The following is an 11390-nucleotide window of genomic DNA, read 5'->3' as shown; positions in this document are numbered from 1 at the left end:
CTGCTATAGTTTACTTAAATTGCGATATATATCATCATCTTGCTAGAAAAAAGGATTGAAAGTTTTTTCGTGAGCGATAGTAGTAGCTGGACCATGTCCTGGATAGACGTCGTAGTTTGGTAGGGTGAAGAGTTGGGTCTGGATACTATGGAGGAGTTGCTCTGTACTACCAGTCGGAAGATCCGTCCGTCCAATTGTTTCGCGGAACAGAGCATCTCCTGTCAAGACTAGGTGTGCATCAGGAAAGACGATAGAAACGCCACCGATAGAGTGACCTGGTGTTGGCAAGACAGTGAAACGAAATTCTTCCAGCTGATATTCCTCATGAAATACAAAGGTGTGTTCTGCAGGTTTTGCGACAACATCTGCCATATCATCATGACGAGGGAGCCCAGAGAGATTATCAACAGGAGTGTAGAGCCAGCTGGCTTCACTCTCTGCGATATAGACAGGAGGATTGCCAAAAGTCTCACGAACCAAGTCCAGACTCATGATATGGTCATAATGGGCATGGGTCAAGAGAATAGCGCAGATTGGTTTGTTGATATTCTCAATTGTCTGACGAATAGCTTCCCAATGGCTGCCAGGATCTACAAGGATGAGATATTGGTCTCCTTCTAAATAATAGGTATTTTCATAGGCAACAGGATTCACGGTTTTATGGATTTTCATGTTAGCTCCAATCTCAAAGAATGCACTAATACTCTTCGAAAATCAAATCCAAACCGCGTCAACGTCGCCTTGCCGTATATATGTTACTGACTTCATCAGTTCTATCTACAACCTCAAAGCGGTGCTTTGAGCAACCTGTGGCTAGTTTCCTAGTTTGCTCTTTGATTTTCATTGAGTATACATTAAGTATAGCACAGTTAGGGTGAATAGGTAAGTATTTAGAATGAACTTAAAAACCAGCATGACTAGATGAAGACAGGCTGGTTATCAATTTATCAATATTGGAGAGGTGTCAATTGCCCTTCATAGGTTGCATAAACTCCGTCATTAGCTTGTTTGATAGACGTGATGTTTAGAGTGCCACCGTAGTTGGCTTCTCGTTTATCGCTATATTCACTATAAGTTATCCTATTGGGCAGGTTCTGGTCGTTAGCATAGTATTGAACGACTGTTTTTTTATAGCTTTGCTGACTGAATAGGAACAGGCAGCTAACTCCTAACACTAGGAGAGCAAAGATAGAAATAGCAGTTTTTTTCATAGGTGTTCTCCTTATAAACTAAAGGATAAAAGAAAGTATTTTGAGGATTTTTAATTCCAAAATCCAGTCAAGGTACCAGTGTATGTGACACGAGTTCCATCGTTTATCTTTCTTATCTTCAATGGAATTGGGGAAGTCAGAAAGTCTTTCGGTTACAATATAGTTTCCGTTCTTCTATCTCTCCTTCTATCACCTAAGTTTAAAATCTAACTTCGTAATATATTATAGAGCAATAATTCAGAATTGTCAATCAATTCTGAATTATTTTTTTCTTATTCTGTTCCAATCTAGTTTTCATATTCTTAAAAAAGTGATAAAATGGTAGGAAGAATTGGAGAGTAGAAATGCCAAAAGAAGTGAATTTAACAGGCGAAGAAGTTGTCGCTTTAACAAAAGAATATTTAACAGAAGAGGATGTCCATTTTGTCCATAAGGCCTTGGTCTATGCGGTGGATTGCCATAGTGGTCAATACCGCAAATCAGGTGAGCCTTATATCATTCACCCTATCCAAGTGGCAGGTATTTTAGCCAAACTCAAGCTAGATGCTGTAACGGTAGCTTGTGGTTTCTTACATGATGTGGTAGAAGATACAGATGCGACCTTGGATGATTTGGAAAGAGAGTTTGGTCCTGATGTGCGCGTGATTGTCGATGGGGTTACCAAGCTCGGTAAGGTCAAGTACAAGTCTCACGAGGAGCAATTAGCTGAAAATCATCGTAAGATGCTCATGGCCATGTCTGAGGACATCCGTGTTATCTTGGTCAAACTGTCTGACCGCTTGCACAATATGCGGACGCTAAAACACCTTCGTAAAGACAAGCAGGAGCGTATTTCCAAAGAAACTATGGAAATCTATGCCCCGCTTGCCCATCGTTTGGGGATTTCCAGTGTCAAATGGGAATTGGAAGACCTGTCTTTCCGTTATCTCAATCCTACGGAGTTTTATAAGATTACCCATATGATGAAGGAAAAACGCAGAGAGCGTGAAGCCTTGGTGGATGAGGTAGTCACAAAATTAGAGGAATATACGACAGATCATCACTTGAGAGGGAAGATTTATGGTCGTCCCAAGCATATTTACTCTATTTTCCGCAAAATGCAGGATAAGAGAAAACGGTTTGAGGAAATCTATGACCTGATTGCTATTCGCTGTATTTTAGATACCCAAAGTGATGTTTATGCCATGTTGGGTTATGTGCATGAACTTTGGAAACCCATGCCTGGTCGTTTCAAAGACTATATCGCCAACCGAAAGGCCAATGGTTACCAGTCTATCCATACGACAGTTTATGGGCCAAAAGGGCCGATCGAATTCCAGATTCGAACTAAAGCCATGCACGAGGTGGCTGAGTACGGGGTTGCGGCTCACTGGGCTTATAAGAAAGGCATTAAGGGGCAAGTCAACAGCAAGGAATCAGCTATTGGGATGAACTGGATCAAGGAGATGATGGAGCTCCAAGACCAGGCTGATGATGCCAAGGAATTTGTGGACTCTGTCAAGGAAAACTATCTGGCTGAGGAGATTTACGTCTTTACTCCAGATGGGGCTGTCCGCTCTCTTCCAAAAGATTCAGGACCTATTGATTTTGCCTACGAAATTCATACTAAAGTAGGGGAAAAAGCAACTGGTGCCAAGGTCAATGGCCGTATGGTTCCACTGACAACCAAGCTCAAGACAGGGGATCAGGTTGAAATTGTCACCAATCCGAACTCCTTTGGACCAAGTCGTGACTGGCTCAATATGGTCAAGACCAGCAAGGCGCGTAACAAGATTCGTCAGTTCTTTAAAAACCAAGATAAGGAATTGTCTGTCAACAAGGGGCGTGAAATGTTGATGGCCCAGTTCCAAGAAAATGGCTATGTAGCCAATAAATTTATGGACAAGCGCCACATGGACCAAGTTCTGCAAAAGACTAGCTATAAAACAGAAGAATCCCTCTTTGCGGCCATTGGTTTTGGAGAAATCGGTGCGATTACCGTCTTTAACCGTCTGACTGAAAAAGAACGCCGTGAAGAAGAACGTGCCAAGGCCAAGGCGGAGGCAGAGGAACTTGTCAAAGGGGGCGAGGTAAAGGTTGAAAACAAAGAAACCCTCAAGGTCAAGCATGAGGGTGGAGTGGTCATTGAAGGTGCCTCAGGTCTCCTAGTGCGGATTGCCAAGTGTTGTAACCCCGTACCTGGTGACGATATTGTCGGCTACATTACCAAGGGTCGTGGTGTGGCTATTCACCGTGTGGACTGTATGAATCTGCGTGCACAAGAAAACTACGAGCAACGTCTCCTTGATGTGGAATGGGAAGACCAGTATTCAAACTCAAATAAGGAGTATATGGCTCATATCGATATCTATGGTCTCAACCGTACAGGACTATTGAACGATGTACTGCAAGTTCTTTCAAACACAACCAAGAATATCTCAACAGTCAACGCCCAACCAACCAAGGATATGAAATTTGCTAATATCCATGTATCCTTTGGAATTGCCAACCTCTCGACGCTAACCACGGTTGTGGACAAGATTAAGAGTGTGCCAGAAGTTTACTCTGTTAAACGGACCAATGGCTAATTGTCCTAGCTCTTACTAGAAAGGCTATTATGAAAATCATTATCCAACGGGTTAAAAAAGCCCAAGTGAGTATCGAAGGTCAGGTTCAGGGAAAAATCAATCAGGGACTCTTATTGCTGGTTGGTGTTGGACCAGAGGACCAAGAGGAAGATTTGGACTATGCTGTGAGAAAGCTTGTCAACATGCGGATTTTTTCAGACGCAGAAGGCAAGATGAATCTGTCTGTCAAAGATATTGAAGGAGAAATCCTCTCTATTTCTCAGTTTACCCTCTTTGCGGATACTAAGAAAGGCAATCGTCCAGCCTTTACAGGGGCAGCCAAGCCTGATATGGCATCAGACTTCTATGATGCTTTCAATCAAAAATTAGCGCAAGAAATACCCGTTCAGACAGGCATTTTTGGAGCGGATATGCAGGTTGAGCTGGTCAATGATGGGCCAGTTACCATTATCCTAGATACTAAAAATAGATAAGAAAGACCAAGCCCAGCCGGCTTGGTTTTTCTCATCTATCATAAAATACTCCAAAAAGAAATCGGTTCCTGATAGGCCTTAGGAAAATCTCTTTTCAGGCTTTGGCTTATGCGATAGGAAGGGATGAGATGTCCTAGGATGAGGAGAGTGCCCTGAAGGAAAAGTGGAATACCCCTTAAAAACAGCAAGGAGAGAATCATTAGACTATCCCATAGGAGGATTTGCAAGGAAAAACGCCAGAATCGCGGTCTAATCTGGGAATAGAGTTGACTAAAGTGGTCACAAAGCTGATTAGACAGATAGGTCAATAGCACAGGATGAAAGAAAATGAGCCAACCGCTATAAATTAAAATCCAATCCCAAGTGAGCCCCTCTTTAAATGTCAAAAATGCCAGCATGATTCCATCGATGATAAGGAGTTGAATGGTTTTGATGTAGATGATGTTTTTCATGATAAAACCTCCTTTTCACTAGAGACACTCCCACAAAGAGATGTGTTTATCGTAAAAGTCTGGATAGTTTTCTCTCAGGTGGCTAGCCGTTATATAATAAAAAGTAGAATGACAGGAAGTAAAGACTGGAGTAAGAGAGTAAAAATGTTGAGGGCCAGTGATGGCTAAAAAGACAAATAATAGTAGGTCGGCGGAGAGAATCTCTAAGTAGTAAAGGAGAATTTTTTTGTTCATCTGAAGATAAATCTCAGAGAAATGTTTTTTGAGTCGATTGACCAAGCGAAATAGCAGGAGTCCTTGAGCAAGGATGAAAATGAAGCAAAAAATCAGGCCTCTCTCCAAAGAAAGTTCGTATCGGGGTCTGAAAGTTACTAACAGTAGCAAATCGCTGACTACGATGGCTGCAAAATGGATTCTAAAGAGATTTTTCATAAGATGACCTCCCTCTTTTATCTAGCTTCATTCTACTCCAAAAGAATGGGAGTTACAAGTAAAATGATAAAAAATTTTAGTAAGGAGATTCTATTAGATTTCTTTATTTGAGTTTCCTTCTATTATTTTACTTCTTCATCATTCCATACAAATAAAGCTCCGATTGCATTGAGGATATAAAAGATGTATTTTCCGATATTGGCAAAGTTTCCTTGAATGCCAGCCTTTGTCAGCTGAACGAAATTGTAAATCAACCAAAAACCCCACTGAGTTGTTAGTTTCAATGCATTCAAAGCATTGGCAATGAGAGACAGTGCGAAGGCAATAGTTGTTACGTAGGCAAGGAGATTCATCTTGCCCCCATATCCGATATAGTTGGTCACAAAGGCAAAGAGGAAGGCGATGATTGAAATGATGATGGCCGCCACTTTTACCTGTTTTTGGCTCATTTGGTTGGGTCTGCCTTCTTGCGAAGCTTCCCATTTCTTAATAGCAAAGGTATAAATGAGGAAGGTGACGGGATAGGTGATAATAGCCGCCTTATTTCCAAGGATATAATCAATAGCACCGGACAAAATGGTATTAACAATACCAAAATAATTTCCCCATTTGCTTAATTTTCCCGTGAAACGAGTGGACAACATGGAAATCCCAACATTGGTTACGGAAATCAATCCAAAGGGAACAAGAGCTATCCATGGTCCCCAGTCTACAAATTTATCGAGGCGGGAGTTGAGGTAACCAGATGCAATCGCAATCCCAACGACCAAAGCAACTCCAAAGAGGTCAAACCATTTAGATGTCGCAAAAATTTTTAGTGATTTTTTCATAGGTTAAACTATCTTTCTTTTTTTTTTAACAAATATTCTACAACTAAATGAAAGCAAAATCAAATGATAAAAATAAAACCCTGAAAATCAAATTTTCAGGGTTGGTAGGGGACTTGAGAAATTAGTTGATTTTTTCGACATAGAGTTGTTTGGCAATGTCCATATTCACTTGTAAATCCTCGTCTTTACTAAGGATAGTGAAGGTGTTGCTGAAGCCATCAAACTGCTTGACTTGGAGCGAATCACCGATGTGAAGTGAGTGCTTGTCCAGATAACTGAGAATGTCAAAACTATCGTGCACCCGAGTCAGGCGATAGGAGCCAGCTTCCTTGATGTCAGCTAGTGGCAGGTTATTGATTTCAACTAGGAGTTCTCCCTTGGCAGGAATGGTTCCTCCGTGGGGGCAGGTTTTAGGGAAACCTAGCAATTTATCCAGTCTTTCCACGAACAGGTCAGATACAGTGTGTTCCAAGACCTCAGCTTCCTCATGAATCTGGTCACTCGTATAGTCTAAATGATGAACTAGAAAAACTTCAATCAAGCGGTGTTTACGATAGAGCTCAGAGACCAGTTTGAGTCCGAGATCAGTCAGTAGATAGCCACATTCCTTGTCCTTGAGGATGAGATTTTCACTTTTCATCCGTTTAATCATTTCAGTTACGGCAGGGGGAGAGACTTGCATGCGAGCCGCAATTTCCTTGTTGGTGATTTTATGCAGGTCTATGCCAATTTCGTAAATACACTTTAGATAATCTTCTTTATTCGGGGTCATTCGTTTCCTCTTGTCTAATATCTCTATCTAGTATATCAAAAAAAGCTAGATTTCTCTAGCTATGACTTTTTATGTTATACTTATTGCAAGAGAAAAAACGAGGAGATGGATATGACGAAAATAGCTCTTCTTTCAGATATTCATGGAAATACCACCGCCTTGGAGGCTGTTTTGGCAGATGCTCGGCAGCTAGGAGTGGATGAATACTGGCTTTTGGGAGATATTCTCATGCCAGGGACAGGGCGTAGAAGGATTTTGGACTTGTTGGTTCAACTACCGATTACGGCTAGAGTTTTGGGAAACTGGGAAGACAGTCTGTGGCATGGTGTCCGTAAGGAATTGGATAGTACTCGTCCCAGTCAACGCTATCTCTTGCGCCAGTGCCAGTATGTTTTAGAGGAAATTTCCCTAGAAGAAATCGAACTGCTCCACAATCAACCCCTCCAGCTTCATCGTCAGTTTGGGGATTTGACGGTGGGAATTAGCCATCATCTGCCTGATAAGAACTGGGGGCGTGAGTTGATTCATACTGGGTCGCAAGAGGATTTTGACCGCTTGGTGACCAATCCGCCTTGTGATATTGCTGTTTATGGTCATATTCACCAGCAGTTGCTTCGTTACGGGACTGGTGGGCAATTGATTGTCAATCCGGGTTCAATTGGCCAGCCTTTCTTTCTAGATGCCCAGTTGCGGAAGGACTTGCGAGCCCAGTATATGATTTTAGAGTTTGATGACAAGGGCTTGGTAGATATGGACTTCCGACGGGTAGACTACGATGTGGCAGCTGAATTGCAGCTAGCTAAAGACCTCAAACTTCCCTATTTTGAGGTTTACTATGAAAGTCTGGTCAATGGTATCCACCATACTCATCATCAGGAATTTCTGAGAGAATTAGCCCAGAAAGAGGGTTATGATAGGGAATTAGATGCTTGGTTGAAAAGTGGTAACGATTGACATTACAACTAAAAAAGGTATAATAAAAGAAAAAGAAGAGTAGAGGCAGGCTAGCCTCGTAAAAAGGAGAAGAGGATGCAAATTCCGAGTAGATTTACCATTGCGACTCATATGCTGATAATTATTGCCCTCGAGGGGAAGGAAAGCAAGGTGACCAGTGATTTTTTAGCTGCTAGTGTCGGGGTCAATCCTGTCATTATCAGAAAGACCTTGTCTCAGTTGAAGAAGGCAGAGCTGATTTCAGTAGCGCGTGGAACAGGTGGGACAGAGATTGTTAAGGATCTCAAGGACATTAGTCTTTTAGATGTTTATCAAGCGGTTGAGTGTCTTGGTAAGACAGGTCAACTCTTTAGTTTCCATGACAATCCAAATCCAAATTGCCCAGTTGGAGCTCATATTCATGATGTTTTGGATCAAAAATTGGAGAGAATTCAGCTGGCTATGGAGGCTGAACTTGGTCAGACCAGTCTAGAACAAGTCGTGGCTGATGCGGAGAGTCAAATGAAGGATTAGAGGGAGAGATGCCCTCTTTTTTCCTTCGGATAATTATGATAAAATGTAGTTATTAAAGGAGGAAGAAATGTATCTCGTTATAGGAATTATATTAGCCTTTATAGTGTCATTTTGGAAAGATAACAGAAGTTTGTGGAATCCAGTATTATTTTTATTATCCCTCATTTCAAGTTATTTTTATCTAGGCTACCTTTTTTATCAAAATGGGTATGAGAAGATTCATTTCGCTTTTTTTATATTTCCCTTTATTTTACTTCCGATACTGATTTTTCTAAGTGGCATCTTTTTAATCTATAATGGGGTCATTTTGTTGAAGCGAGAGGGACGTTCAAAGGCCAATTATCTCTCCATGCTCCTTGGAATAGTCATTTTGGTATTTTTTGCTTTGATGTTATTTCGCTTTGGAGATAGAGACGCTTTATTTGCCACCAATCACTTTCTAAACATTTTATTTGTATTCATTTTCTACTCTTATTTTATTTTTGGCTTTGCTTTTACGGGTTTTATGCTGTACTCTATCTTGTATCTCTTTATTCCTAAGAAGAAGCATTATGATTTTATTATCATTCACGGTGCTGGTTTATTAGGCGGAGAAAAGGTAACACCTTTGCTAAAGAGGAGAATTGATAAGGCGGTAGAAGCTTACCACAAGTCTAAGAATTCTAACATAAAAATTATTGCCAGTGGTGGTCAAGGAGGAGATGAAAAGATTTCTGAAGCGCAGGCCATTACAAACTATCTGCTTACGGAGACAGATGTTCCCCAAGATGCGATTATTCTGGAGGATCAATCAAGGACTACCTACGAGAACCTTCTCTTTTCTAAGGAACTTGGCGAGAAACTGGTAGCCAAACCTCAATTCCTCTTTGTAACAAATGATTATCATGTCTTTAGAACAAGTACCTATGCTCGTAAGTTAAAAATGAAGGGAGATGGCCTCGGATGTAGGACGGCAGGCTACTACATACCATCTGCTTTTATTCGGGAGTACGTAGCGCTCTGTGTCAAGATGAAATGGCTTTTCCTTGCTTTTTATGTCCTGCTATCAGTCCTCATTTTGATAGCCTATAAAGGGGTTATTTGGTAGTTAGATTTTATTTAAAAAGACTTAGAATGCACATGAAAGTATGTATTCTAGGTCTTTTGTTTTATATACATTTGATTTTTGAAAGGTACTATCTATTCTTCCATGCTTGGTAACGGGTATCAATCAATAATTGAGTGAGGCGTCCCATGGTTTCTCTTTCTTCTGGAGTGAGGGATTGAGCTTGGACGAAGAGATGACGAATGTGTTCAAGCGCCTTTAAGGAAGACAGGTCATTGATGGAGCTAATCCCAGCATCTAGAATGGTGCCAAAGAAGAGGTCGAAGTAGAGCTGGAGTTCTTCGTCAGGGACTGTGGCAACCCACTCCTTGAAGGTTGTGTCGACTTGTTGGCTATCACTGTTGGTCTTATCCAGTTGGACGAAGCGCTTGTCCTCAATCTGCCAACTAAAGGTATCGTGCTGGGCGATACCACCCAAGGCAGTACTGTGCACGATGATTTGGTGGTTAGGGATTTCCATCATCATACCGATAATGGAGCCTTGTGGAATGAAGACCTTGGTTTTATCCATTATCCTTTGATAGCCCTCGGTTTGTGTCAGTTCTTTGTGGAGACCAGGCGCATCAAAGGTATAAACTGCTGTGATTTGATCCTGCAAGCTTTGCTCAATTTGGCTAGCACCATAGATGGCTAGATTTCCTCCCTTGGAATGCCCAGTCAGAATGACCTTTTGCTTAGGATGTTGGGCAAAAAAGTTCTTTAAATAGCGGAGGGCATGCTTTTGAGCAGGAATTTCCTTCATATAGGTCAGGTGGAAATCTTCCTTCCAGCCAATGATGCTGTCATCAGTCCCACGAAAGACAATCAGATAGGTGTCGAGAGTGAGGCGGTAGGTCATAGCCGCAAATTGCTTTTGCAGCTCAGGGTCGATGTCGTTGATAAAATGGGAGAGTTTGCAATTTTTGAAGCGCTTGTGTTGAGCTAGTTCATCTAATAGCTGGAGGCGATTTTTGCTGGTCAACATGTTTGGCTCCCTTGGAACCTGAGGTGCCAGGTCTAAAAGTCGCTGAGGAGCTGTGGAGACCAGATTATCAAATGAGAGATAGGTGATTTCTGTTAAGGCTAAAACATCTAATTCATTCAAAGGAAGGTCGTAATAAGAATCGTGTGCGACATCTTTCAGATAATCAAAAATATTGGTCATAAGAGCTCCTTTCTTTTTATTTATCTTATCACAAACACATAGAATTTACTAGTTGGTTTGTACGATCTCTCTACATACTGACCTATAATGGTATGATTCAGACACATAGAAGACAGTTTGCTTTTATTTCAAACCTCTAAACATACTTGTTTGTATCTGTTTGGCGTCAATCCCATTCTCTTTTAAGAAATTTTTCATCTCATTTATATCATCAGGTTGGCCGGTCAAGAGATAAATAGCTTGGTTGCCGTATTTCTCAACCGCATTTTTTAGAAATGCTTGGCTTTGAGAAAAGGTTTCGCTAGTTTTATAAGTCAGATTCGGATTGTTCTGACTAAGTTCTCTTAACTCATTATCAAAAATTCTTACTCCTTTGTCTAAATGATTAAGAATTATGGAGCGCTTACCAGCCCACTCTTTCACAACTGGACGTAGAGTAGAAATACCGACATCAGAGGCAAAACAAATCAGTGCTTGGTCATTGTCTTTAACAGATAAAGATGACTCCAGCCAACTCATCTCAATTTTACTACCAGCTGGTAAATGTGTTAAGGTTTCCTTAAACACGCTACCACTATTATGGGTTACAATAAGAATTTCATCCTCATCAGGAGTGGAAGCAAGGGTTAGCCATCGACTAGTCTGTTCCTCCTTTACTGGATTTTTGTCTGGATCAAACGAGCTGTCAGGAAGCTTAAACTGAGCATAGGAGCCAGCTTTCCATATTTGATTTTTTGGTTTTGTGATGTGAACTAAATACAAATCTCCGCTGGGATTTTCAATGGATTTTATCGATAAAGTTTGACTTCGTCCAAGATAGGTAATGATTCCCCAAGATATAAAGCCAAGCACTCCAAGTGTAGTTAGAATAATTATGAACATTTTTTTCCCTCGTTTCATTTTTAAGCTCCTATAGTGTAATAATTTTTATGAATGA

Annotated in this window: 13 protein-coding genes; 5 read left to right on the top strand and 8 right to left on the bottom strand. The window is 41.0% G+C overall.

The annotated features are described in order from the left end of the window. Nucleotides 1-42: 42 nt before the first annotated feature. Entirely contained in the window at nt 43-672 is a 630-nt protein-coding gene (locus ACAM22_RS06945) for an MBL fold metallo-hydrolase (RefSeq protein ID WP_369606579.1), read from the bottom strand. Nucleotides 673-947: 275 nt separating this feature from the next. Next, nucleotides 948-1211: a hypothetical protein gene (locus ACAM22_RS06940; RefSeq protein WP_000750447.1), complete on the bottom strand. Its 264-nt coding sequence runs from the start codon at nt 1209-1211 to the stop codon at nt 948-950. Nucleotides 1212-1555: 344 nt separating this feature from the next. Between ACAM22_RS06940 and ACAM22_RS06935 the strand changes: the two genes are divergently transcribed. After that, nucleotides 1556-3778, top strand: a complete 2223-nt coding sequence (locus ACAM22_RS06935; protein WP_261063306.1) for a bifunctional (p)ppGpp synthetase/guanosine-3',5'-bis(diphosphate) 3'-pyrophosphohydrolase — start codon at nt 1556-1558, stop codon at nt 3776-3778. 29 nt (nt 3779-3807) lie between these two features. Continuing rightward, nucleotides 3808-4251: a D-aminoacyl-tRNA deacylase gene (gene dtd, locus ACAM22_RS06930; RefSeq protein WP_295528030.1), complete on the top strand. Its 444-nt coding sequence runs from the start codon at nt 3808-3810 to the stop codon at nt 4249-4251. Between the two features lie 38 nt (nt 4252-4289). On the opposite strand, the gene ACAM22_RS06925 is transcribed toward dtd, so the two are convergent. From ACAM22_RS06925 to ACAM22_RS06910, 4 genes are all read right to left on the bottom strand, one after another. Continuing rightward, nucleotides 4290-4703 (bottom strand): hypothetical protein, encoded by a 414-nt coding sequence (locus ACAM22_RS06925; RefSeq protein WP_369606578.1) that lies wholly within the window; start codon nt 4701-4703, stop codon nt 4290-4292. Nucleotides 4704-4721: 18 nt separating this feature from the next. Continuing rightward, complete coding sequence (locus ACAM22_RS06920; protein WP_369606577.1) at nt 4722-5135, bottom strand: hypothetical protein; 414 nt, start codon at nt 5133-5135, stop codon at nt 4722-4724. A gap of 122 nt (nt 5136-5257) precedes the next feature. Next, nucleotides 5258-5965, bottom strand: a complete 708-nt coding sequence (locus ACAM22_RS06915) for a nicotinamide mononucleotide transporter (RefSeq protein ID WP_369606576.1) — start codon at nt 5963-5965, stop codon at nt 5258-5260. Between the two features lie 121 nt (nt 5966-6086). Next, entirely contained in the window at nt 6087-6737 is a 651-nt protein-coding gene (locus tag ACAM22_RS06910; RefSeq protein ID WP_000188510.1) for a metal-dependent transcriptional regulator, read from the bottom strand. 111 nt (nt 6738-6848) lie between these two features. On the opposite strand from ACAM22_RS06910, the gene ACAM22_RS06905 reads away from it, so the two are divergent. The 3 genes from ACAM22_RS06905 to ACAM22_RS06895 all read left to right on the top strand — a co-directional run bounded on the left by ACAM22_RS06905 (nt 6849) and on the right by ACAM22_RS06895 (nt 9291). Beyond that, nucleotides 6849-7691 (top strand): metallophosphoesterase, encoded by an 843-nt coding sequence (locus tag ACAM22_RS06905; protein ID WP_000160960.1) that lies wholly within the window; start codon nt 6849-6851, stop codon nt 7689-7691. Nucleotides 7692-7766: 75 nt separating this feature from the next. Beyond that, entirely contained in the window at nt 7767-8204 is a 438-nt protein-coding gene (locus tag ACAM22_RS06900) for an Rrf2 family transcriptional regulator (RefSeq protein WP_001166787.1), read from the top strand. A gap of 67 nt (nt 8205-8271) precedes the next feature. Further along, the gene (locus tag ACAM22_RS06895; RefSeq protein WP_369606575.1) at nt 8272-9291 is read left to right on the top strand and encodes a YdcF family protein; all 1020 of its coding nucleotides are present in this window, start codon (nt 8272-8274) and stop codon (nt 9289-9291) included. Nucleotides 9292-9379: 88 nt separating this feature from the next. Here the strand turns inward: ACAM22_RS06895 and ACAM22_RS06890 are convergent, their stop codons facing one another. Beyond that, the gene (locus ACAM22_RS06890; protein ID WP_369606574.1) at nt 9380-10453 is read right to left on the bottom strand and encodes a DUF2974 domain-containing protein; all 1074 of its coding nucleotides are present in this window, start codon (nt 10451-10453) and stop codon (nt 9380-9382) included. Between the two features lie 123 nt (nt 10454-10576). After that, nucleotides 10577-11353, bottom strand: coding sequence for a ferredoxin reductase (locus ACAM22_RS06885; RefSeq protein ID WP_369606573.1), 777 nt, complete (start codon nt 11351-11353; stop codon nt 10577-10579). Nucleotides 11354-11390: the final 37 nt, after the last annotated feature.

Source organism: Streptococcus sp. SN-1 (assembly GCF_041154385.1).
Lineage (GTDB): Bacteria > Bacillota > Bacilli > Lactobacillales > Streptococcaceae > Streptococcus > Streptococcus mitis_CT.
The sequence above is the reverse complement of the archived record's forward strand: the minus strand, read 5'-3'. Positions and strand labels throughout refer to the sequence as shown.